The sequence below is a fragment of the Uliginosibacterium sp. 31-12 genome (assembly GCF_030548425.1).
Taxonomy (GTDB): domain Bacteria; phylum Pseudomonadota; class Gammaproteobacteria; order Burkholderiales; family Rhodocyclaceae; genus Uliginosibacterium; species Uliginosibacterium aquaticum.
In genome coordinates, this window is record NZ_JAUOOA010000011.1 from 39540 (window position 1) to 62824 (window position 23285).

Here is a 23285-nt window from a genome sequence, read left to right on the forward strand (position 1 = left end):
ATCACCAGAATCTCTCAGTAGCCGCTGATGCTGCCCAGTGCTGCCGGCAGCAGACCACTCACTTGCGCAGGGGTATAGGCAGCCTCATTGGTCCAGATCACCCAATCGATGTCACCCTTGGCGTGCTCCGAGGTGGTTTCCTCACCGATCCGCAGATAGTTCTGCCCCACGGCAGTCGCCTGCTTCAGATTGCTCAGCGTCTTCTCCAGTATCGGCGTGGCGGCACCATCCAGATACACGCGCACCGTACCTGCCGTGGCGCTGGTGAACGTCACCGAGAGCTGATAGGTGTGATAGACCGTGGTGTCGAAATCCGACGAGTACACGTTCTGGTCGCCCGTGAGGGACTGATCGAGCGCCCCGGCATACATCCCGGTACTGTGATTGTCCGGCAAGAGCTGGAGCTGCACGCGCGGGCCAGACAAGCCGGTCTGCGAGAAGGCCGTATCAATCGTCAGCCCCTTCAGGTTGGCCACACTATTGCCGCGCATGCGTGCGATGAGCGTGGCAGACTTCGGATAACCGCCCGTCTTGAAGGCGTTGTCGAGCTGGAAGTAGCTTTGCTCGGTAACAACGGTTTCTGCCGTGGTATCAACCGTCAGGATGCCGCCAGCAACCGATGCGTAGCTCGCGTTGCAGCCGGACGAGGCACACAGATTGAACTGCCCCACCGTGCCGCCTGCCAGCATGATCGAGCCCGTAGCAGTCGGAAGCTGATCGGCCGTATAGGTATTCCAGCCCATGTAACCGCTCACCGGGCCCAGTGTGGCAGGCAGCGCACCGGCGAGTTGCGCCGGGGTGTAAGCCGCATCCGAACTCCAGATCACCCAGTCGAAATCACCCTTGGCGTGCTCCGAAGTGTTTTCCTCACCGATCCGCAGATAGTTCTGCCCCACGGCAGTCGCCTGCTTCAGATTGCTCAGCGTCTTCTCCAGAATCGGCGTGGCGGCACCATCCAGATACACGCGTACCGTCCCCGCAGTTGCGCTCGTGAACGTCACCGAGAGCTGATAGGTGTGATAGACCGTGGTGTCGAAATCCGACGAGTACACGTTCTGGTCGCCCGTGAGGGACTGATCGAGCGCCCCGGCATACATCCCGGTACTGTGATTATTCGGCAAGAGCACCAGTTGCACGCGCGGCCCGGACTCACCCGGCTCGGAGAAAGCCGTGTCGATCGTCAATCCTTTCAGGTTCGTCACGCTGTTGCCACGCATGCGGGCAATGACTGTTGCCGACTTCGGATAACCGCCCGTCTTGAAGGCATTGTCGAGCTGAAAGTAGCTTTGCTCGGTAATGGCAGTTTCTGTGGTGGTATCAACCGTCAGAATGCCGCTGCTGACCGAGGCATAACTCGCGTTACAGCCGGCCGAGGCACACAGATTGAACTGCCCCGCCGTGCCGCCTGCCAGCGTAATCGAGCCCGCAGCAGTCGGCAGTTTGTCGGCCGAATACACCGCCCAGCCAGACGGGAAGGAACTGCTGGATGACGAAGCGGCTGAACTGGCACTGACGGAGCTCGTCACAGAACTGCTGGCAGAACTGGCTGACGACACCGCAGCGGCCGTACCGCCCCCACCACCACCGCCGCCTCCACCGCATGCAGCAAGAACCAGCGCCAAGGCTGACACCGAAAGCAACTTTAAACAGGCCCGCATAGACTCCCCTTGTCTTTTATCTTGTAAAAACCCATCAAAAAACATCTGCTTTTCTCAAGCAGGCCGGATTCTATGCTGAAAGTGATAGCCAGTGCTGGTTCAGGAAATACCTCCAACGCGAGCCCGCCCGCCCTGAATTTCAAGGGTTTTTGAGTTCCCGTGACCACGTCACGCTTGGCCAGAAAGCCGCACGATCCGGAGTTTTGATGACGCTCAGAACATCTGCCCTAGCCGCGCTGCTTGCAGAACGAGGCAGGTGCTGAAGCGTGGCTTCAAGCGCGTTAAGAAGCCGACCGCTACGGCGCTTAAAACACTTGCAGGGATAAAGTTTCGCCTCATCAGCGAGGGGGAAAATCCGTCGGGAAGAAGGCTCAACGCGCGGCGTTTGCGAGCCCCCGCGCCAGCACATCGTGGCGGCGCTGAACCTCAGGAAGGTCGATGCTCGTCAGCTGGCCATCGCGCACGATCACCCGCCCGTTGATGACGGACCAGGCCACGCGTGGCGGGGTGCAGAAAACCAGCGCGGCGACCGGATCATGCACCGCACCGCCAGCGAGGCCGACGTCACCCAACGGGAAAGCCACGCAGTCTGCGCTCATCCCGGGCGCAAGGGCCCCGATATCTTCACGCCCGAGCACCCGGGCGCCACCGAGGGTCGCCATCTCCAGCGCCTGCCGGGCCGACAGCGCGGCCGGGCCATGCCCCACGCGTGCCAGCAGCAGGGCCTGGCGAGCCTCGCCCAACATGTGCGCGCCATCATTGGAAGCCGAGCCATCCACGCCCAGCCCCACCGGCACGCCGGCCGCAAGCATCTGCGGAACGGGTGCGATCCCAGAGGCCAGGCGCATGTTGGAGCACGGGCAATGCGCCACTCCGGTGTGGCTGCGTGCGAAGAGTGCAATCCCGGCCGCGTCGAGCTGCACGCAGTGGGCGTGCCAGACGTCGTGCCCGGTCCAGCCGAGCGACTCCGCATATTCGGCCGGCGTCATGCCGAACTTTTCGCGGCTGTAATCCACATCCTTGAAGTTCTCGGCCAGATGGGTGTGCAGCCTCACCCCATAGCTGCGCGCCAGTGCGGCCGATTCACGCATCAGATCCCGGCTTACCGAAAACGGGGAACAGGGCGCCACCGCGATCTGCAGCATGCTGTGGGAAGAGGCATCGTGCCAGGTTTCAATCAGGCGTCGGGTATCCCGCAGAATGGCGTCTTCCTGCTCGACCACGGCATCCGGCGGCAGCCCGCCCTGTGAGCGCCCCACGCTCATGCTGCCGCGGCAGGCCGTGAAGCGCATGCCGATACCGGCAGCGGCCTCGATCGAATCATCCAAGCGGCAGCCGTTCGGATAAATGTAGAGGTGATCGCTCGAAGTCGTGCAGCCGGAGAGGATCAGCTCGGCCATGGCGACCTGCGTCGAGACGTGGATCATCTCGGGCGTGAGGCCGGCCCAGACGGGATAGAGCGCGGAAAGCCAGTCAAACAGTTCGGCGTCCTGCGCTGCCGGGATGACCCGCGTCAGGCTCTGGTACATGTGGTGATGGGTGTTGATCAGGCCCGGCATGAGTACATGGCCTGCCAGGTCGATGACCTCCCCAGCCGACTGCGGCAAATCAGCGGCCAGGCCGACGGCCTCGATGACATGGTCGCGAATGAATACGCTGCCACCGCGAATTTCGCGGCGGCCAGCATCCATGGTCACGACCACATCCGCGTTCTTCAGCAACAGGGTGCTCATGGCGCTTTCCTTGAGAGAGGTTGATGCGCGCATTGTCCCGATCCGGCCCGGGCTGTCGACTCAGCGGCGCCAATAAGGATTATGGGCGCTCGCCCTCTCACCCAAGCGCTACGACGACCCGGGCGGCAAGCGCAGATCCTCCGCCACCCGGTTACGCCCCTCGGTCTTGGCCCGGTAGAGGTTTTCATCGGCCTGGCGCACGGCAGCATTTTCATCCTCATCCGAGGGCCAGGCGGCGGCCACGCCGATGCTCACGGTGATCTGGCCAACCGGCTCAATGCGGGCCTCAGCCAGGGTCTGGCGCATTTTCTCGGCGACCAGCGCGGCCTGGAGCGGTGCCGTCGCCGGCAGGATGACAAGAAACTCCTCACCGCCAAAGCGGGCCAGGAAGTCCGTGACACGGCAGGAATGGTTGAGGGTGTGGGCCACATGCCGCAGCACCTTGTCCCCCTGCTCGTGGCCGAACTGATCGTTCACCCGCTTGAAGTGATCGATATCGATCAGCAACACGGAATAAGCCAGGCCGCTGCGCTTCATGCGCAGGAACTCCTCGTGCAGATGCTCATCCGCCGCCAGCCGGTTGCCAAGCCGGGTGAGCGTATCGCGGCGCGCGAAGCGCTCCAGCGCCTGATTAGCCTTGCTGAGCTCAAGCGTGCGCTCCTCCACCTTCTGCTCCAGCGTGGCATTGGCCTCTTCGAGCGCATCCTTGCGCCGCTCCAGCTCGGCATAGAGCTGGGCGCGCTCGGCTATGATGCGCTCGAGCGCCTCCCCGATCCGGGTACGCTGGGCGATGTCTTCATTGAGGCGGATCTGGCTGCGATAGACGCGGAAGGTGGCGAACCAGGCCACCAGCAACGTGAGACTGGCGAGGCTGCTGATCACCAGCACGCTGAAGCGCCAGGCGCGCAGATAGTCGTCGGTGGCCTGACCGACGATCACGTAGAAGGGATAGCGCTCAACGCGCCGGTAGGCGTTGCTGCGCTCCACGCCATCGAGCTTGGTCGTCGCCAGATACTCGCCGCCCTGCGGCCGTGCGGCAATCACCTCGCGCAACTGGGCTGACACATCCTTGCTGCCCACCGCGTTGCGGGTATCGGGAAAGCGATGGACCAGCGCCAGGTCAGTGGTGCGGATGGTGGCCGCTCCATTCGGCCCGAGGGAGGCCAGCGACAGGATGCTCTCGAAGTAGCTACAACCGAGGTTGGCGTACAGCACACCGGCGAAGGAGCCGTCCGGCTTGCTGAGGCGGCGTGCCAGAACCATTACCCAGGCCTTGCTGATGCGCGCCAGAAAGGGCCCGTGCACGATCAGGCGATCCGCCGGATCATTACGCGCTTCGGCAAAATACGAGCGATCACTGACGTCTACCGAGCCTTCCGCCGGTACTCCCCGGCCATAACGCACGACGCCCTGCGCATCGACAATGCGCAGGCTCACGATTTCCGGCAGCAAAGCCTCCTGCGCGGCGAGATGCTGGTTGAGATGGGCTGCATCGAGCGAGCCTTCGGCCAGCATCGAGGTGTAGATCTTGCTGCTGGTCTGCAAGGAAAGATCAATCTTGTCGATCACGCCGGAAATCTGCTGATCCAGCAGGCGAGCGATATTGCCGGTAGCCACCGAGGCGCGCTCGCGGTAGCGCTGCTTCTCCTGCCACAGCGCAACGCCCGCCAGGCTGATGACCAGCACGGACACCAGGGCCGCCAGCAGCGCAAGGCGCAAGCGCAGACGGCAACGGCTGTGCCGCTGGCTCTGTTGATCATGAAGAATCGTCGGCTTCGCGTCCTTCACGCGCGCCCGCCTCGCCAGTCAGATGCATCCATGCTGCGCCCCGTGCGGTTGAGGAAGCGGCCCCGCCTGGCCGGCCCGCCAAGCAGGGGGCGTCCTCAATCAATCTATGCAAGATGGCGGCGGAATACATTGCCCATTCGGGGCCGTGTGGCATGAATGGGCCGTGTGGCACCCATGAAAGGGGCATGCAACGGACTTCACAGCACGATTCCACTGCGGATTCCGATGCGGAAGCCGATAGTTAACGCATGCCGCATTTGAAGAATGGAATCCATGATGAGTGAATCAATCACAGTCAACCTGAGTTCAGTCGCCAGCTCCGGGGCGAGCTCCAGCGCACAAGGCGCGAGTGGCGGGGGTGGAATTGCCGGCCAGATCGAAGCGCTGAAAAACAAACTCAAGCAGCTCACCAAGGAGATGGCCGACACGGCCAAGAATCCGGACGAGGGCTCGCAAAAGAAAGTCGAACTGCTGCAGGCGCAGATCCAGCTCGTGCAGGCCCAGATTGCCGAGCTGGAGAAACGCCAGGCGCAACTGGAAGAGCGGAAGGGCAACTCACAGCCGGCCCAGGCCGAGTCGTCGCGCCGCGCAGATTCGAGCGCCCCGAAAGACTCGTCCCTCGGGAGGCTTGTGGACGAGTATCTCTAGCCCGGAGACTTGGTCAGCCCTGGCCGCGCCCTGCAGCCAGGACAATCAACCCGCTCACGCTCTGGCAGCCTGCACTCAGCCAGCGAAGTGAGCCTCCACCTGCGCCAGCCAGACGGCCCGTTCCGCTTCGCTGACGAAACTGGCGCGAAAGCTGTTGGCCATCAGGGTGCGCCAGGTGGCGGCGTCGAAATCGAAGGCGTCCTGCACGGCGCGGATGTTGTTGCCGAGGTAGCCGCCGAAGTAGGCCGGGTCGTCGCTGTTGAGCGTCACGCACAGGCCCTGGGCGAGCAGTGCCGGCAGGCTGTGCTGGCGCATGTCGTCGAACACGCACAGGCGCACATTGGAGAGCGGGCACACGGTGAGCGGGATCTCTTCGCGGGCAAGCCGCTCCAGCAAGGCAGGATCTTCACTGGCGCGTACCCCGTGGTCGATGCGCGCCACCTTGAGGATATCCAGCGCCTCGAAGATATAGGCGGGCGGGCCTTCTTCGCCGGCATGGGCCACCAGCGGCTTGCCCAGTGCAGCGCAACGCGCAAAGAGGCGGGCGAACTTGGCCGGTGGATGGCCCAGCTCGGAGGAGTCCAGCCCGAAGGCGTGAATGCGCTCGATGAAGGGCAAGGCTTCATCCAGCGTGCGCATGCACTCTTCTTCGGAGAGATGGCGAAGGAAGCTCATGATCAGGCGGGTGCTCATGCCCCACTCGCGGCGCGCAATCTCAGCGCCCTGCTCCAGCCCGGCCAACACGGTGGCAAACGGGATGCCACGCGCAGTGTGGGTCTGCGGATCGAACATGATTTCGGCATGCACGATGTTGTCGGCCCGCGCCCGGCGCAGGTAGGCCAGCATCAGGTCGCGGAAATCCTCTTCGGTGCGCAGCACATCAGCGCAGGCGTAGTAGAGATCGAGGAAGCTCTGCAGATCTTCAAAATCGTACGCAGCGCGCAGGGCGGCGATGTCGGCGTAGGGCAGGCGGATGCCGTTGCGCGCGGCCAGCTCGAAAGCCAGCTCGGGCTCCAGGCTACCTTCGATGTGCAAGTGCAGCTCGGCTTTGGGACAGCTCAGGGCCAGTTCGAGAGGGTTCATTGTTTGCTTCCAGCGAGAAAGAATTGTTGTGGTGCCAGCATAGCCGAGCTGCACACACCAAGACACGGCCTGTCCAGCCGGATCTCGCAATGAGTGTCATGTGGGCATGCGGATAAGGATGGGCATGTCACGTGCTAGGTATGCACACCCCAAGGAGAAATACCCATGACAAGAACCGATATCCGCTTCTGGTACCAGGGCAAGACCCTGAGCCTGAGCGACCAACCCGCTCAGCGCACCGTGCTGCAATGGCTGCGCGAAGAGCGTGGCGCCTGCGGCAGCAAGGAAGGCTGCGGCGAAGGCGACTGCGGAGCCTGCACCGTGGTGGTGGCCACGCTGGACGCGCAAGGCGCGGGCGGCCTGCGCCTGCAAGCCATCAACAGCTGCATTGCGCTGCTGCCCACCCTGGATGGCAAGGCGCTGTTCACGGTGGAAGATCTCGCCGGCGCCGATGGCCTGCACCCGGTGCAACAGGCATTGGTGGATCTGCACGGCTCGCAGTGCGGCTTCTGCACGCCAGGCTTTGCGATGAGCCTGTGGGCCGATTACGAGGAGCAGCCGCGCGTGCCGACGCTGGAAGAGGCGCAGCAGGTGCTCTCCGGCAATCTGTGCCGCTGCACCGGCTACCGGCCCATCCTGGAGGCCGCCCAACGCTGCCGCGAATACCCGCTGCAACGCCTGGAGCGCGCACCGATCCGCAGTGCGCTGGAAAAGATCGCCAGCGAGCCGGCTCTGGATTTCGATCACGGCGGTCAGCGCTTCTTCGCCCCGCGCTCGCTCACCGAACTCGCCACCCTGCGCCAGGCGCTGCCCGAAGCCCGCCTGCTGGCGGGCGGCACCGACATCGGTCTGTGGGTCACCAAGCAGCTGCGCGAACTCGGCGACATCATCTATCTTGGTGCAGTGGAAGAGCTGTGCCGCACCGAAACGGACGATACCTGGCTCACACTTGGTGCAGGCCTCACACTGACCGAAGCCTTCACCCTGCTGTGCCGCGATGAGCCGCAATGGCAGGAGCTCGCCGCGCGCTTTGCCTCCCTGCCGGTGCGCAATGCCGGCACCCTCGGCGGCAACGTGGCCAATGGCTCACCGATTGGCGACTCGATGCCGGCCCTGATCGCCCTGGGCACTCACGTCGTACTGCAGAAAGGCGAAACCCAGCGCGAGCTGGCCCTTGAAGATTTCTATCTCGGCTACCAGCAGACGGCCCTGCAGCCGGGTGAATTCGTGCGTGCCCTGAGAGTGCCGCGCGCCGTGCCGGGCCGCCTGTTCCGCACCTGGAAAGTCAGCAAGCGCCAGGATCAGGACATCTCGGCGGTCTGCGCCGGTTTCGCCCTCACCCTGGGTGACGCCGGCCTGATCAGCGACGCACGCCTCGCCTTCGGTGGCATGGCCGCCACCCCGCGCCGGGCACTGGCAGCCGAAGCGGCCCTGCGCGGTCAGCCGCTCGAATTGCGCAGCATCGAAGCGGCAATGGACGCGCTGGAGCAGGATTTCCAGCCGATTGCCGACATGCGCGCCTCTGCCGCCTACCGCCAGCAGGTAGCCCGTAACCTTTTGCGCCGCCTGTGGCTTGAGCACAGCACCCAGGCCCAGCTGCGCGTTGATCGCATCACCGAGGTTTTCGCATGACCCATCCTGTTGGCGCGCCGCTGCGCCATGAAAGTGCCACCCTGCATGTGCAGGGCGCTGCCCGCTATATCGACGATCTGCCTGCTCCGGCGGGCTGCCTGCACGCCGCCTTCGGCCTTGCCAGCATCGCGCATGGCCGCATCCTCGCCATGGATCTTGCTGCCGTACTCGCCGCACCCGGTGTAGTGGCGGTGCTCACCGCGCAGGACATCCCCGCCAGCAACGATTGCGGCCCGATCGTGCATGACGACCCGATCCTCGCCGATGGCCTGGTCCACTTCATGGGCCAGCCGCTGTTCCTGGTGCTCGCCGAAAGCCACGAGCAGGCACGCCGCGCCGCACGCCTGGCAAAGCTTGAATACGACACCCTGCCCGCCATCCTCGACATCCCCAACGCGATTGCCGCCGAATCCTGGCTGATGCCGCCGGTGCATGTGCAGCGTGGTGACGCCGACAAGGCGCTGGCCAACGCCCCGCATCGCCTGCAAGGCCGCGCCACACTGGGCGGGCAGGAACACTTCTATCTCGAAAGCCAGATCGCACTGGCCATCCCGCGCGAAGAAGGCAGCCTGCATGTGCAGAGCTCCACCCAGCATCCCACCGAAATGCAGCAAACGATTGCCCACATGCTTGGCTGGGCCGCGCATCAGGTGAGCGTTGAATGCCGCCGCATGGGCGGCGCTTTCGGCGGCAAGGAATCGCAGTCAGCCCAGGTCGCCAGTGCCGCCGCGCTGGGCGCCTGGAAAACCGGCCGCGCGGTGAAGCTGCGCCTCGACCGCGATGACGACATGCTCATCACCGGCAAGCGTCACGACTTCGCCTACGAATGGGAGGCCGGCTTCGATGACCATGGCCAGCTGCAGGGGCTGGCGATCACGCTTGCCTCACGCTGCGGTTTTTCCACCGACCTCTCCGGCCCGGTCAATGACCGCGCCATCTTCCATCTGGATAACTGCTACTACCTCGATGCTGTTGCGATCCGTAGCCTGCGCTGCCGCACGAATACCGTGTCGAACACCGCCTTCCGCGGCTTCGGCGGCCCGCAGGGCATCTTCGCCATCGAGTACATCCTCGACGACATCGCCCATCATCTGGGCCTCGATCCGCTCGAAGTGCGCCGGCGCAATTTCTACGGTCTGCCCGGCAACGACGCCTGCACCACCACCCACTACGGCATGCCGGTGCAGGACAACGTCGCCCCGCAGCTCGTCGACCAGCTCGCGCAGGACTGCGATTACAGCGCCCGCCGCGCCGCGATTGCCGCCTTCAATGCCACAAGCCCGGTGCTCAAGCGCGGCATCGCGCTCACCCCGGTGAAGTTCGGCATCTCCTTCACCGCCACGCACTACAACCAGGCCGGCGCCCAGGTCTGTGTGTATGCCGATGGCTCGGTGCTGGTCACCCACGGCGGCACCGAAATGGGCCAGGGCCTGTACACCAAGATCGCCCAGATCGTCGCCCAGGCGCTGGGCCTCTCCATTGACCGGGTGCGCCTCTCCTCCACCGACACCAGCCGGGTGCCGAACACCTCGGCCACCGCCGCCTCCAGCGGCACCGACCTGAATGGTCAGGCCGCACTCGCCGCCGCGCGCAAGATCAGGAAGCGCCTCACCGACTTCTTCTCGACCCGCCACGGCCTGCGCGGCGCCAAGATCGAGTTTGCCGATGGCAAGGTCAGCGCCGGCGAGATCAGCGAGGATTTCACCACCCTCACCGCCGCCGCCTACCGCGCCCGCGTCCAGCTGTGGGATTCCGGCTTCTACGCCACGCCGAAGATCCACTACGACCCAGCCAGTCTGCAAGGCCGCCCCTTCTTCTACTTCGCCTACGGTGCCTGCTGCGCCGAAGTGGTGATCGACACCCTCACCGGCGAGTCGCGCATCCTGCGCGCCGACATCCTTCACGACGCCGGCCGCTCGATCAATCCGGCGCTGGATATCGGCCAGGTCGAGGGCGCCTTCATCCAGGGCGCTGGCTGGATCACCAGCGAGGAACTGGTCTTCGACGGCGTGGGCCGCCTGCGTACCCATGCGCCCTCCACCTACAAGATCCCGGCCGCCTCGGATTGCCCCCCGGTGCTGAACGTGAAGCTCTTCGACAACATCAATGCCGAAAACAGCATCCACCGCAGCAAGGCCGTTGGCGAGCCGCCGCTGGTTCACGGCTTCGCGGCCTTCTTCGCACTGCGTGATGCCTGCTCGGCCGCCCTCGGCGCCCCCGCGCCGCTGCAGGCGCCGGCCACCCCGGAGGCCATCCTGAGCGCCATCGGAGGTCTGAATGTCTAGCCTGGATACAGCGCAGCGGAATCCGGGGGGCCTCGCCCAGAGAGACCCGGATTCCGGCCTTCGGCCTGCACCCGGGCTACGGCCCTCACTGATGCCGGAGGCATGACATGAGCTGGCTCACCCAGATTCCCACCGCCCTCGCCCACGGCCCACTGGTGCTGGTCTCGGTGGCGGGGGTACGTGGCTCGGCGCCGCGCGAGGCGGGTGCTTCAATGCTGGTCGGCGCCGATTTCGTGGTCGACACCATCGGCGGCGGCCATCTCGAATGGGAGGCCATGGCCGAAGCCCGTGCCATGCTGCTCACCGGCCATCGTCGCCCCGAGCTGCGCCGCTATGCGCTGGCCGCCAGCCTCGGCCAGTGTTGCGGCGGCATAGTCTGGCTGAGCTACGAAACCCTGCGCCCAGAAGATGCGGCCGCCTGGCAGGCAAGTGCCACCCAACATGCCTCAGGCATTGCCCTGCTGCGCCAGCTCAATGGTGACGCAGCGGCCTCATGCTGGTCCGCCGGAACGGCCAGCGGTGCGCTGAAACTCCCCACCACCGAAAGCGCGCGCGACTGGTCGCTGACCCAACCGCTCACCCCGCCGGCCTTCTGCCTCAATGTGTATGGCGCCGGCCATGTCGGTACGGCACTGGTCACACTGCTGGCCCCGCTGAACCTGCGCCTGCGCTGGATCGACCCGCGTGCCGACCTGCTGGCAGCTGCGCCGGCCGGTGTCGAATGCCAGCCTTGCGACGCTGCCGACGAAGCCGTCAGCAGCGCCCCCACCGGCAGCAGCCATCTGGTGCTGACCCACGACCATGCGCTGGATCTCGCGCTCACTGAAGCCATCCTGCGCCGAGGCGACTTCGCCCACTTCGGCCTGATCGGCTCGCAGAGCAAACGTACCCGCTTTCGTCAGCAACTCGCAGCACGCGGCTTCACGCCCGCGCAGATCGAACGCATGCAATGCCCGATCGGCGTGCCCGGGATTCGCGACAAAACCCCGCAGGCGATTGCCATCGGCGTCGCCGCCCAGGTCCTGCAATGGCGCGAAGCGCTCATCACTCCGACACGCACAGGGCCAGATGCGCGGATGCGCAGCAACTGACGCCGCCTCATGTTCGCGGATCTCCACCAGCTCTCCCATCACCACGCCTGGCGACGCCAGCTGGAGATGCTTCTGGAATCGACGGGCGAAGGCATCTACGGCATCGACCTGCGCGGGCGCTGCATCTTCATCAACGGCGCCGGCGCCGAAATGCTCGGCTACACGCCGGATGAAGTGCTGGGCCGCAACATGCACTACCTGATCCACCACTCCCACGCCGATTCAGCCCTGATGCCGGTGCATGACTGCCGCATCTTCCGCGCCTTCCAGGAAGGGCGCGGCGTGCGCGTGGATGACGAAGTGCTGTGGCGGCGCGATGGCAGCGCCTTCCCGGCCGAATACGCGTCCTACCCGATCCGCGATGGCGAGCATGGCGGTGACGTGGTCGGCGCGGTCGTCACCTTCAGCGACATCTCCGAGCGCAAGCGCACCGAAGCCGCCCTGCAGGCCGCGCACGACGAACTGGAGCGGCGCGTGGCCGCCCGCACCGCCGAACTGCAAGCCGCCAGCGAAGAACTGCGTGCCTCGCACGCCGCGCTGCAACGTCTCTCGGCGCACTCGAATGCGGTGCGCGAAGAAGAGCGCCGCCATATCGCCCGCGATATCCACGACGAACTCGGCGCCTCGCTCACCGCCCTGCAACTCGAAATGAACTGGCTGCGCCGCCAGCTGCCGGCCCCCGCCTTGCAAACAAAGCTGGACGACATGCTGGAGATCGCCGGCAACGCCATGGGCGCAGTGCGCCGCATCCTCACCGACCTGCGCCCCGGCGTGCTCGATCACCTCGGCCTGTGGGCCGCGCTCGAAGCCCTGCTCACAGAATTTCAGCAACGCACGGGCCTCGTCTGCCACTACGACTGCGCGCCGCATATCGAGCAATGCCGCCTCGGCCGTGAAGCCGAAATCGCCCTCTATCGCATCGCGCAGGAAGTGCTCACCAATGTCAGCCGCCACGCCCAGGCCAGCGCCGTCCGCCTGCATGCCAGCGCCATCGGGCGCGACCTGCTGCTTGAAATCAGCGACGACGGGCGCGGCATGATCGCCCCCGCCCAGCCCACCAGCTTCGGCCTGCTCGGCATGCAGGAGCGCGCCCGTGCGCTGGGCGGCGAACTCGAAATCGACAGCACGCAAGGCGCCGGCACCACGGTGCGCGTCACGCTCAAGGGAGTCTTCGCATGATCCGCGTGTTGATTGTGGACGACCACATGATCATCCGCCGTGGCCTGCGCCAGATCCTCGCCGAGGACGCGCGCATCGGCGACATCCACGAAGCCGCCGACGGCCCCGCCGCCCTGAGCCTTTTGCGCAAACACGCCATCGACGCGGTGCTGCTCGATATCGCGTTAGGTGAGCGCGACGGGCTGGACGTGCTCGGCAGCCTCCGCAACGAGTTCCCCAAATGCGGCGTGGTCATGCTCTCGGTCTACCCCGAAAGCCAGTTCGCCCTGCGCGCGATCCGCAGCGGCGCAGCCGCCTATCTCAACAAGGGCTGCGCACCGGAAACCCTGCTCGCCGCGCTGATCCGCGCAGCCGAGGGCGGCAGCTACATCACGCCCGAAATCGCCGAGCTGATGACGCAAGACATCCGCCGCGACCACGCCCGCGCCCCACACGAGACCCTGTCGAACCGTGAGTTCCAGGTACTGCAGTTGCTCGCCCAGGGCCGCACCGTGGGCGACATCGCCCAGCAGCTCTCGCTTTCCGCCAACACCATCAGCACCTACCGCGCCCGCATCTGCGAAAAACTCGGCCTGCGCAACGCCCTCGAAATCGCGCACTACGCCGCGCGGCATCAGTTGCTGGGGACATAGCAGCCCCCGTAGGGCGCAGTGATAACTGCGCCACCTCGATCAACGCAAATGGATCGGAACAGAAACGTAGCCCCCACCCCGCAGTCTTATACGTCAGTGCCCGAAACTCGGCCTTAGCGGCCATCTGAGTGGTTTGCTTGCTCAGGCTGCAGTGAGTTGCTTACCGGCCTTTCAGCGCCAATCAACACCGAACTTCAGCGTCTCGGTCCGTCGTACTCACACTCCCGCCTCTTTGTGATCGGGCAGACCTGTGAGAAGCGGAGGTTCGGGCGTAGGGCGGAGCCCCAACTCCGCCAACTGATCGACGTCTGCGGTGGCAGTTTTACTCTACCCTTGTATTGCGCCGTACGCGGTCAGAAATACACCATGAGCGGACTCCATCCTTTTACGGGAAGTCGAGTGGTGAGATTTCTGCTACCAGATGCACTCTGTAGTTCTATCGTGTAGTCGCCATTGGGCAAATCAACGAAACAGAACAAGCCCGGTGTTACGAAGTCCTGAGCAAGCGGAGCTTCGTCCGGAGTGGCGTAACGCACATCGATATGACGAACAATATCTGGCCCACGTAGCTTCACGTGAGAAATTTCGACGGGTACAGCAGCCTTCAGACCTGCCGCAGCGTACTCTTCGTTGGATCGTAAAACGACACCACAGATTGAGCCCTCGCGAGCCCGTAAGGGCAAAGCCGCTGTAGTGGTTGCATTGGGTTGAACCGTTACTGGTAGCTCGTCTGGCTGCATGCGCACCCGCAGCGAACGCACGCGTAAGCGGTACTCGCCAGCGGGCACATTGACCGACGTGCCGCTGGCAGTTTGCGGCAGCGGCAAACTTCGGCTTCTACCCTGCGCATCCTGCAGTATCAGGCTAGTCATGCTGTCGACATCCCCAAGTACTGATGTGTCAGCCATTTGCACGCTCAGTACGCCCGAAGTTTCTGGGTAATAGGCCGCATCGCGCTCTTTCAGGATGCGGCCAACCTCGGAAAAGACCTCTGCGCTGTTCAGTATCGTAAGGTGTGTTTCGTTGAAGCCGCGAACTTTCCGTGCGCCAGCCTGAGCGCGTGCGTCGAGAAGACTTTCCATAAGAACAGCACCATCATTGTTGGCACGTAATGACGCACCGCCCCGATAGCCGAAGAGCAAGTAGTAGCCTGTGGTCTCGGGAATGGGATTTCGGTACAGCTGGGCGAAAAAATCACTCGTTGGCTGCATGTCTACCCATGAGGGCAAGACTACGGGCGAATGCTTGACGCCAAGTTGAGCCAAGGGCTCGCCCCCCCAAGGCGTAGAAATGGAAATAAAAGTATCGATGTATGGGTGGTATTTGGCATACCTACTCAGAAAATCACGCACCACCAACCCGCCCGCGCTGTGCGCCACGATGTGCATGCGGGAAATAAAATGTTCCTGTTCAAGATCCATCAGCTTCATACGCAACAGATTTGCCGCATCAGCCAGCGACGTTGACGTCGAATAATAGAAAAAGCAGGGCTGATAACGCGTTGTGTCAATGTGACGGAAAGCAAATTTCCAGTCTTGCGGGCCGCCCCGTGCGCCGTGCACGAACAGCACAGGAATACGCTGCGGATCGTAGGGTTCCAGGAAAAAAATATTGCCGCCTCCTTCCCGGAAAAATCGCAGCCCTTCCCAGTACGCTGTATCAGCTGCATAGGCTTCAGAAAATAGCGGGGAAGCAAGGTCTGCAACAGCACCACTTCGCGAACTCTGTGTCTCGTCTGCTGATCTGGACGGGATCTGCGTTCCTGCGACTAGCAAGTCCTGCCGGCTATCTTTTTTCAAAGCAATGTCGATAGCCGCTGCCATTGCGTTCTTCCCTAGCATTACAGGAGAGGAATAGGCAGACGCCGCCTCCGACGCGTCGATACGAAAATTGCGGTTTGCATCCTCAAAAGCAATCACGCGATAACTACCGGGCGGTACGAGCAGGATGTAGCTCCCGGCGGCGTCGAGCATCGAGTATTCAACAAACGTGGGCGTTTCAGCGTTTTTGCCCTCGCGCCAAGCGCCAACAAAAATCGGCCCAACTAGCGGATAGTCAGCGGTGATTCGGCCAACTATTACTGAGTTGTCGCGTGCGTTTTCTTGCTCTTTGCGCGCGCGGATCAGCCCGCATCCGACAAGCAGCGTGAGTGCGCAGCACAAAACTAAAAATTTTGTCGGCTTACCGAGCACATGCATTCTCCCTGCCCCCTTAACGCCTTGAGTTCCTGATCCAACGGCATATGCCCATATGCCGTTAAGCACAATCTAGCACTTTCACTGAGTCATCCCGAGTTCCGTTGCCGTTTTGATGTCCGCTGTTGCTTCCAATCCCGCTGCTTAGACAAGAAGAGGCGAATGGCTGCAAAGGCCGAACAGCAGACACCGCCCACTGGCTAGGTCCTGCGTGAATCATCAGATCAAACAAATCTCAATTTCTGAGGCCGAGCGAGCTCATAGCGCGTTATCAATTCGCCCCACAACTACCCCTGTAGTGCAATCACTACACCCCAATCACAAATCCGGTGATACCGCCCCTGCCCCGCCCTCCCTAATCTGGAGCCATCAGACAGGGAGCACCCCATGGCACGCACCGCAGGATTCCGGCTCGGCATTTATGTGTTCAAGGACGCGGAGATCATCGACTACGCCGCCCCGGCGGGCGTGCTGTCGGTGGCGCGGCGGCTGGACCCGGAGATCGATGTTTTCCTGATTGCGGATGCGCTGCGCCCGGTGCAGACCCAGGCGGGTTTCACCGTGATGCCGAACTACAGCTTTGCCGAGGCGCCGGCGCTGGATGCCTTCCTGATTCCCGGCGGATTCGGCACGCGGCAGGAAATGCATAACCGCCGCCTGCACGATTACATCCGCGCCCTCCCGGAATCCTGCCTGCTGACCAGCGTATGCACCGGCTCGTGGATTTACGCCCGCATGGGGCTGCTCGATGGCTTGCCGGCCACCAACCGCAAGGAGCCGGACCGGCTCGAAGCCTCGCACATGGGCAAGACGCCGATTGACCGCCTCGCCGAGATTGCGCCGGCCTGCCGGATCAGCCGCGCCCGCGTGGTGGATGCCGGTCGCATCGTGACCGCCGGCGGCATCGCCTCGGGCATGGAGCTGGGCCTGCACCTGCTGGCACGCGCCGGTTACGACAAAGCTTTCGTCGCCGACGTGGCCCGGATCATGGAATACCACCGCGCCTGGAATCTCTACCAGGACGATATCGAATTCGCCACCGCCCCCGCTCCCTGCTCTGCAGCCGCCTGAACCTGAAAGGAGAAGTCCCCATGTCGATTTTCCGCAACCCCTTTGATCCTGAAACCCGGCTGCACAAGGGCTGCAGCTGCGGCCAGCACAGCAGCCAGGCCGCGCATGACATGGAACTGCAGGCCGCGCAGGACCGCGCGGTGGAAGGCGCGGTGATGCGCGCGCTCTTCCCCGATGACAACATGCGCCGCAACTTCCTGCGCTCGGTGGGCGCCGGCACCGCGCTCGCCGCGATCTCGACGATCTTCCCGCTGGGCGCAGCGAAGGAGGCTTTCGCGCAAACCGGCGGCAAGCTGGAGAAACAGAAGCTTAAGGTGGGTTTCATTCCGATCACCTGCGCCACGCCGATCATCATGGCCGCGCCGATGGGCTTCTATTCAAAGTACGGCCTCGATGTGGAAGTGGTGAAAACCGCCGGCTGGGCAGTGATTCGCGACAAGGCGATGAACAAGGAATACGACGCCGCGCACATGCTCTCCCCGATGCCGATTGCCATGTCGATGGGAGTGGGCTCCAATCCGATGCCTTGGACGGTGCCTGCCATCGAGAACATCAACGGCCAGGCGATCACGCTGGCCATGAAGCACAAGGACAAGCGCGACCCGAAGCAGTGGAAAGGCTTCAAGTTCGCCGTGCCTTTCGACTTCTCGATGCACAACTACCTGCTGCGCTACTACCTCGCGGAAGCGGGCCTCGACCCCGATACCGATGTGCAGATCCGGGCCGTGCCGCCGCCGGAGATGGTGGCCAACCTGCGCGCGGAGAATATCGACGGCTTCCTCGGCCCGGACCCGATGAACCAGCGCGCGGTGTACGACGGGGTGGGCTTCATCCACATCCTCTCTCGCGACATATGGGACGGCCACCCCTGCTGCGCCTTCGGTGCCAGCAAGGAATTCGTGACCAGCATGCCAAATACCTATCAGGCGCTGCTGAAATCAATCATCGATGCGACCAAGTTCGCCAGCAACCCGGCCAACCGCAAGGACATCGCCACCGCCATCGCGCCAGCGAACTACCTCAACCAGCCCGAGACGGTGATCGAGCAGATTCTCACCGGCACCTTTGCCGATGGCTTGGGCGGCGTGAAAAAAGTGCCGGATCGTTTGGAGTTCGACCCCTTCCCGTATGAAAGCTTCGCGGTGTGGATTCTCACCCAGATGAAGCGCTGGGGGCAGATCAAGGGCGATGTGGATTACCGCAAGGTGGCACGCGACGTGTTCCTCGCCACCGATGCCGCACGCCTGATGAAGGAGAACGGCTTCCCTGCGCCCGAGGTGTCGATGAAGAAGCTGACGATCATGAACAAGGTATTCGACCCCGCCAAACCCGAGGATTACCTGAAGGGCTTTGCGATCAAGCGGAGTTGATACAACCCACCCGTAGCCCGGATGAAGGCCTGCGGCCGGAATCCGGGGCCTCTGCCACGCACCGCCCCCTGATTTCGCTGCGCTGCATCCGGGCTACTCGACACGAATCACCATGACCAAACAAAAACCCTGGCTCGCGCCACTCCTCTCACTGCTGATCCTGCTGCTCACGCTCGCCGCCTGGCATCTGGCCACGCGCCCGAAAGAGGCGGCGGTGATCGTCGATCCTGAATACGCGGCACTGGTGGGCGGCGCAGCCGCCACCGGAAGCAAGAGCGCCTTCCCCGGCCCCGGTGAAGTGGGTGCCAAGATCTGGTCGCACCTCAAGGACCCCTTCTACGACAAGGGCACCAACGACAAGGGTCTGGGCATCCAGATCAGCTTTTCGCTGGCGCGCGTGCTGGGTGGTTATCTGCTCGCCGCGCTGGTGGCAATTCCGCTCGGATTTGCCATTGGCATGTCGCCGCTGATCTACCGCGCGCTGGACCCCTTCATCCAGATCCTCAAGCCGATCTCGCCGCTGGCCTGGATGCCGCTGGCGCTCTACACGATCAAGGATTCGGGCATCTCGGCGATCTTCGTGATCTTCATCTGCTCGATCTGGCCGATGCTGATCAACACGGCTTTCGGCGTGGCCAGCGTGCGGCGCGACTGGCTCAACGTGGCGCGCACACTGGAAGTGAGCCGCCTGCGCACCGCCTTTCTGGTGATCCTGCCGGCCGCCGCGCCGACCATCATGACCGGCATGCGCATTTCCATCGGCATTGCCTGGCTGGTGATCGTGGCGGCCGAGATGCTGGTGGGCGGCACCGGCATCGGCTACTTCGTGTGGAACGAGTGGAACAACCTCTCGATCACCAACATCTTCACCGCCATCCTGCTGATCGGTCTGGTCGGCATGCTGCTCGACACGGCGCTGGCGAAGCTGACCAAGCTCGTGAGCTACAGGGAATAAGCCATGTCTTTCCTCAAAGTTGAAGCCCTCGCCCGGCGTTACGCAAGCAGCGGCCCGGCCGTGTTCGAGAACATTCATTTCGGCATCGAGCGCGGCGAGTTCGTGTGCATCCTCGGCCACTCGGGCTGCGGCAAGACCACCATCCTCAATGTACTGGCCGGGCTGGATGAAGCCAGCGCAGGCCATGTGTTCATGGACGGGCGCGAAGTACGCGGCCCCTCGCTGGATCGCGGCGTGGTGTTCCAGAGCCATGCGCTGATGCCCTGGATGAGCACGCTCGCCAATGTGGAGTTCGGCGTGCGCTCACGCGGGCCGGACTGGAGCCGCGAGCAGGTGGCCGCGCATGCTACGAAGTATCTGGAGATGGTGGGCCTCGGCCACGCCCTGCACAAGAAACCGGCCGAGCTTTCAGGCGGCATGAAGCAGCGCGTCGGCATCGCGCGTGCCTTTGCCATCGAGCCAAAAATGCTGCTGCTCGACGAGCCCTTCGGCGCACTCGACGCACTGACGCGCGGCACGATTCAGGACGAGTTGCTGGGCATCGTGCAGGCCACGCAGCAGACCGTGTTCATGATCACCCACGATGTGGACGAAGCCATCCTGCTGGCCGACAAGATCCTGCTCATGAGCAACGGCCCGCAAGCCAAGATCGCCGAGATCGTGGAGGTGACCATGCCGCGCAACCGCACCCGCGCCAGCATCCACCATGATCCGCAGTACTACCGCATCCGCAACCACCTGGTGGACTTCCTCGTCGAGCGCTCGAAGCTGTATGCAGGCGACGCGGTGGAAGGCCACGACCCGAAGCATCCCCCCATCGTGCGTCCCGGCCTCGCTGCCGAAGACGCCGTATCCAATCCCATCGCAGCCTGAAGGAGCCCGCCATGAAGCGTTACGACGTGACCGAAATGATCATCGAGAAGAAGATCGCCAAGAAGCTCAAATGGAGCCAGATCGCCGAAGTGGTCGGCCAGTCCAAAGAATGGACCACCGCCGCACTGCTGGGCCAGATGACACTCACCGCCGAACAGGCCGCGAAAGTCGGGGCGCTGTTCGAGTTGCCGGAAGAAGCGGTGAATCTGCTGCAGGTGGTGCCCTACAAGGGCTCACTGCCCACCTCCGTGCCCACCGACCCGCTGATCTACCGCTTCTACGAACTGATCAGCGTGTACGGCACGACCTTCAAGGAGCTGATCCATGAAGAATTCGGTGACGGCATCATGAGCGCCATCGATTTCAAGATGGATCTGCAACGCGAGCCCAACCCGATGGGCGACCGCGTGAGCATCACCATGAGCGGCAAGTTCCTGCCTTACAAGACCTACTGATCGAAGCACCCTCCCGACACCCGCCGGGAGGGCTTCAAAGATCAGACCAGCGTCAGGGTGACTTCGACATTGCCACGCGTGGCGTTCGAGTACGGGCACACCACATGGGCGCGCTCGATCAGGGTGTGCGCAGTGGCTTCGTCCAACCCCGGCAGGGAAATCTTCAGTTCCACTTCGATGCCAAAACCGTTCGGGATCGGGCCGATGCCCACTTCGCCGGTGATGGCGAGGTCGGCCGGCAGCTTGATGCCATCGCGATGAGCGACGAACTTCATTGCGCCGATGAAGCAGGCCGAATAGCCGGCGGCGAAGAGCTGCTCCGGATTGGTGCCGGCGCCGCCCGCACCGCCCAGTTCCTTCGGCGTGGTGAGCTTCAGATCGAAGCTGTTGTCCGAGGACACGGCACGACCATCACGGCCGCCGGTGGCGGTGGCTTGGGCACGGTAGGCGACTTGTTCGAGTTTCATGCTGGGACTCCATTTCATATTTTTGGCTATTAAATTGTGTGCAATTAATTTGCACCTGAAGGCCGGGCCAAAACAACCGACCTTCAATTCCGGGAAATTCAGGTTTTGAGCAAAGCTTCGCCCAACTTGCGGCGCAGCCGTTGCAGCTCCGCGGTCATGGTCTGCAGCTCGGGAATCGTGCAGGCCGTGGCGCACAGCACCGCCTGCGGCACGGCCAGCGCCTCCTCGCGCAAGGCTCGGCCAGTGTCGCTGAGGCTCACGATCACCTGGCGCTCGTCTTCCGCGCTGCGCGCCCGCAGCAACATGCCCTGCGCTTCGAGGCGCTTGAGCAGCGGCGTTAGGGTGCCGGAATCGAGGAACAGACGCTCGCCGAGCGCCGACACGGTCAACCCGTCCTGCTCCCACAGCACCAGCATCACCAGATACTGCGGGTAGGTCAGGCCCAGCCTGGCCAGCAAGGGCTTGTACACCTTGGTCATGGCCAGCGAAGTGGAATACAGCGCGAAGCACAGCTGGTTATCCAGCTTGAGCAAGGCGGCGGAGTCGAGCTGATTGGCAGGAGAGGCAGCACGGGAGTTCATGGCCCGAACATTACATTGCACACAATTTAATTGCAAGCACTAAATTACACGGACTGGATGCGCTGGCTCCCCTCAGTTCGTGTCGTGCTTGGCACGCAGCGTGCTATGGACTAACGGCCTGTCATCAGAGGCACCGTATAATCGCCGCCTTTGGCAACCCATCAGGAGCGCATCCGCATGTTTTCTCCGGCACCCGAGATCTTCAAGGCCTACGACATCCGTGGCATCGTCGGCAAATCCCTCACCGTTGAAACCGTGCGCGGCATCGGTCAGGCACTGGGATCGGAAGCCCTGGTGCGCGGCCAGAAAACCATCGTGATCGGTCGCGACGGCCGCCTCTCCGGGCCGGACTTCGCGGCGGCCCTGGCCGAAGGCATCACCAGCACCGGCATCGACGTGATCGACATTGGCTGCGTCGCCACCCCGATCACCTACTTCGCGGCCTATCACCTGGGCGCCAACAGCTGTGTCTCGATCACCGGCAGCCACAACCCGCCGGACTACAACGGTCTCAAGATGGTGCTGGGTGGGCAGACGCTCTACGGCGCAATGATCCAGGATCTGCGCCGCCGCATTGTGGAAGGTGATTTCGCTCAGGGTGCCGGCAGCGTTTCTCACACCGACGTGCGCCCGGCCTATATCGAACGCATCCTGAGTGATGTGAAGCTGGCCCGCCCGATGAAGATCGTGCTCGACTCCGGCAACGGCGTGGCCGGCAACACCGCACCGGAACTGTTCAAGCGTCTGGGTTGCGAGCTGACCGAATTGTTCAGCGAAGTGGACGGCAATTTCCCGAACCATCATCCGGACCCTTCCAAGCCGGAAAACCTCGAAGACGTGATCGCCGCGCTGAAGGCCGGTGACGCTGAAATCGGCCTGGCTTTCGACGGCGACGGCGACCGCCTCGGCGTGGTCACCAAGGATGGCGAAATCATCTATCCGGATCGCCAGATCATGCTCTTCGCGGCCGACGTGCTTTCGCGCGTGCCCGGCGGCCAAATCATTTACGACGTGAAGTGCACCCGCAACCTCGCCCCGTGGATCCGCAAGCACGGCGGCGAACCGGTGATGTGGAATACCGGCCACGCGCTGGTGAAGACCAAACTCAAGGAAACCGGCGCTCCGCTGGCCGGCGAGATGAGCGGCCACATGTTCTTCAAGGAACGCTGGTACGGCTTCGACGACGGCCTTTACACCGGCGTGCGCCTGCTCGAGATCCTGTCGCGCAGCCGGGATGCCAACGCCATTCTGAAGGCGCTGCCGGACGCCGTATGCACGCCCGAACTGAACATCAAGATGAGCGAAGGCGAGCCGGTGGCGCTGGTCGAAAAGCTCAAGACGGTGAAGTTCGCCGGTGAAGTCGAGCGCATCACCATCGATGGTCTGCGCATCGAGTTTGCCGATGGCTTTGGTCTGGCCCGCTCTTCGAACACCACGCCGGTGGTAGTGCTGCGTTTCGAAGCCGATGATGCCGCCGCGCTGGAACGCATCCAGAGCGAGTTCCGCAGCAAGATCAGCGCGGCCTGGCCGGGCATCGAACTGCCCTTCTGACGCCAGGCGCTCGGCTTGAACGGCCCGCCCTGTGCGGG

19 protein-coding genes are annotated in these 23285 nt (G+C 63.4%); 12 read left to right on the top strand and 7 right to left on the bottom strand.

The window, feature by feature from the left end; translation table 11 throughout:
• Nucleotides 1-14: 14 nt before the first annotated feature.
• From Q3Y64_RS17610 to Q3Y64_RS17620, 3 genes are all read right to left on the bottom strand, one after another.
• On the bottom strand, nucleotides 15-1622 hold the full coding sequence (locus tag Q3Y64_RS17610) for a hypothetical protein (RefSeq protein ID WP_303563860.1): 1608 nt from the start codon (nucleotides 1620-1622) through the stop codon (nucleotides 15-17).
• Between the two features lie 407 nt (nucleotides 1623-2029).
• A complete protein-coding gene (locus Q3Y64_RS17615; protein WP_303563861.1) occupies nucleotides 2030-3391 on the bottom strand; it encodes an 8-oxoguanine deaminase in 1362 nt (453 codons plus the stop codon).
• A gap of 108 nt (nucleotides 3392-3499) precedes the next feature.
• Entirely contained in the window at nucleotides 3500-5179 is a 1680-nt protein-coding gene (locus tag Q3Y64_RS17620; protein WP_303563862.1) for a diguanylate cyclase, read from the bottom strand.
• Nucleotides 5180-5455: 276 nt separating this feature from the next.
• Here Q3Y64_RS17620 and Q3Y64_RS17625 point away from each other — a divergent pair, with 276 nt between their 5' ends.
• Nucleotides 5456-5827 (top strand): FlxA-like family protein, encoded by a 372-nt coding sequence (locus tag Q3Y64_RS17625; RefSeq protein WP_303563864.1) that lies wholly within the window; start codon nucleotides 5456-5458, stop codon nucleotides 5825-5827.
• A 75-nt stretch (nucleotides 5828-5902) separates the two neighbouring features.
• On the opposite strand, the gene Q3Y64_RS17630 is transcribed toward Q3Y64_RS17625, so the two are convergent.
• On the bottom strand, nucleotides 5903-6910 hold the full coding sequence (locus Q3Y64_RS17630; RefSeq protein WP_101941822.1) for an adenosine deaminase: 1008 nt from the start codon (nucleotides 6908-6910) through the stop codon (nucleotides 5903-5905).
• A 165-nt stretch (nucleotides 6911-7075) separates the two neighbouring features.
• Between Q3Y64_RS17630 and xdhA the strand changes: the two genes are divergently transcribed.
• The 5 genes from xdhA (at nucleotide 7076) to Q3Y64_RS17655 (ending at nucleotide 13729) form a co-directional block, all read left to right on the top strand.
• Nucleotides 7076-8542, top strand: a complete 1467-nt coding sequence (gene xdhA, locus Q3Y64_RS17635) for a xanthine dehydrogenase small subunit (protein WP_101941823.1) — start codon at nucleotides 7076-7078, stop codon at nucleotides 8540-8542.
• Nucleotides 8539-10827 carry a xanthine dehydrogenase molybdopterin binding subunit gene (gene xdhB, locus Q3Y64_RS17640; RefSeq protein ID WP_303563868.1) on the top strand — a complete coding sequence of 763 codons (2289 nt, stop codon included), beginning with the start codon at nucleotides 8539-8541 and terminating at the stop codon, nucleotides 10825-10827. The genes xdhA and xdhB overlap by 4 nt, the downstream gene beginning before the upstream one ends.
• Nucleotides 10828-10934: 107 nt before the next feature.
• The gene (xdhC, locus tag Q3Y64_RS17645) at nucleotides 10935-11918 is read left to right on the top strand and encodes a xanthine dehydrogenase accessory protein XdhC (RefSeq protein WP_303563870.1); all 984 of its coding nucleotides are present in this window, start codon (nucleotides 10935-10937) and stop codon (nucleotides 11916-11918) included.
• 9 nt (nucleotides 11919-11927) lie between these two features.
• Nucleotides 11928-13097 (top strand): PAS domain-containing sensor histidine kinase, encoded by a 1170-nt coding sequence (locus tag Q3Y64_RS17650; protein WP_303563873.1) that lies wholly within the window; start codon nucleotides 11928-11930, stop codon nucleotides 13095-13097.
• Complete coding sequence (locus Q3Y64_RS17655) at nucleotides 13094-13729, top strand: response regulator transcription factor (protein ID WP_303563875.1); 636 nt, start codon at nucleotides 13094-13096, stop codon at nucleotides 13727-13729. Before Q3Y64_RS17650 ends, Q3Y64_RS17655 begins: the two co-directional genes overlap by 4 nt.
• A gap of 353 nt (nucleotides 13730-14082) precedes the next feature.
• Here Q3Y64_RS17655 and Q3Y64_RS17660 read toward each other — a convergent pair whose 3' ends face one another.
• Nucleotides 14083-15921 (bottom strand): alpha/beta hydrolase, encoded by a 1839-nt coding sequence (locus Q3Y64_RS17660; protein WP_303563877.1) that lies wholly within the window; start codon nucleotides 15919-15921, stop codon nucleotides 14083-14085.
• Between the two features lie 390 nt (nucleotides 15922-16311).
• Here Q3Y64_RS17660 and Q3Y64_RS17665 point away from each other — a divergent pair, with 390 nt between their 5' ends.
• From Q3Y64_RS17665 to cynS, 5 genes are all read left to right on the top strand, one after another.
• Nucleotides 16312-16995 carry a DJ-1/PfpI family protein gene (locus Q3Y64_RS17665; RefSeq protein WP_303563880.1) on the top strand — a complete coding sequence of 228 codons (684 nt, stop codon included), beginning with the start codon at nucleotides 16312-16314 and terminating at the stop codon, nucleotides 16993-16995.
• A 20-nt stretch (nucleotides 16996-17015) separates the two neighbouring features.
• Nucleotides 17016-18365, top strand: a complete 1350-nt coding sequence (locus tag Q3Y64_RS17670; RefSeq protein ID WP_303563882.1) for a CmpA/NrtA family ABC transporter substrate-binding protein — start codon at nucleotides 17016-17018, stop codon at nucleotides 18363-18365.
• A gap of 112 nt (nucleotides 18366-18477) precedes the next feature.
• The gene (ntrB, locus tag Q3Y64_RS17675; RefSeq protein ID WP_303563885.1) at nucleotides 18478-19320 is read left to right on the top strand and encodes a nitrate ABC transporter permease; all 843 of its coding nucleotides are present in this window, start codon (nucleotides 18478-18480) and stop codon (nucleotides 19318-19320) included.
• A gap of 3 nt (nucleotides 19321-19323) precedes the next feature.
• Nucleotides 19324-20193 (top strand): ABC transporter ATP-binding protein, encoded by an 870-nt coding sequence (locus Q3Y64_RS17680; protein ID WP_303563891.1) that lies wholly within the window; start codon nucleotides 19324-19326, stop codon nucleotides 20191-20193.
• Nucleotides 20194-20204: 11 nt separating this feature from the next.
• Nucleotides 20205-20648 (top strand): cyanase, encoded by a 444-nt coding sequence (gene cynS / locus Q3Y64_RS17685; protein WP_303563894.1) that lies wholly within the window; start codon nucleotides 20205-20207, stop codon nucleotides 20646-20648.
• Nucleotides 20649-20689: 41 nt separating this feature from the next.
• Here the strand turns inward: cynS and Q3Y64_RS17690 are convergent, their stop codons facing one another.
• Both Q3Y64_RS17690 and Q3Y64_RS17695 read right to left on the bottom strand, forming a co-directional pair.
• Entirely contained in the window at nucleotides 20690-21115 is a 426-nt protein-coding gene (locus Q3Y64_RS17690; protein ID WP_101941836.1) for an organic hydroperoxide resistance protein, read from the bottom strand.
• 98 nt (nucleotides 21116-21213) lie between these two features.
• A complete protein-coding gene (locus Q3Y64_RS17695; RefSeq protein ID WP_303563898.1) occupies nucleotides 21214-21696 on the bottom strand; it encodes a MarR family winged helix-turn-helix transcriptional regulator in 483 nt (160 codons plus the stop codon).
• 177 nt (nucleotides 21697-21873) lie between these two features.
• Between Q3Y64_RS17695 and Q3Y64_RS17700 the strand changes: the two genes are divergently transcribed.
• Nucleotides 21874-23247, top strand: a complete 1374-nt coding sequence (locus Q3Y64_RS17700; RefSeq protein WP_303563900.1) for a phosphomannomutase/phosphoglucomutase — start codon at nucleotides 21874-21876, stop codon at nucleotides 23245-23247.
• Nucleotides 23248-23285 lie beyond the last annotated feature (38 nt).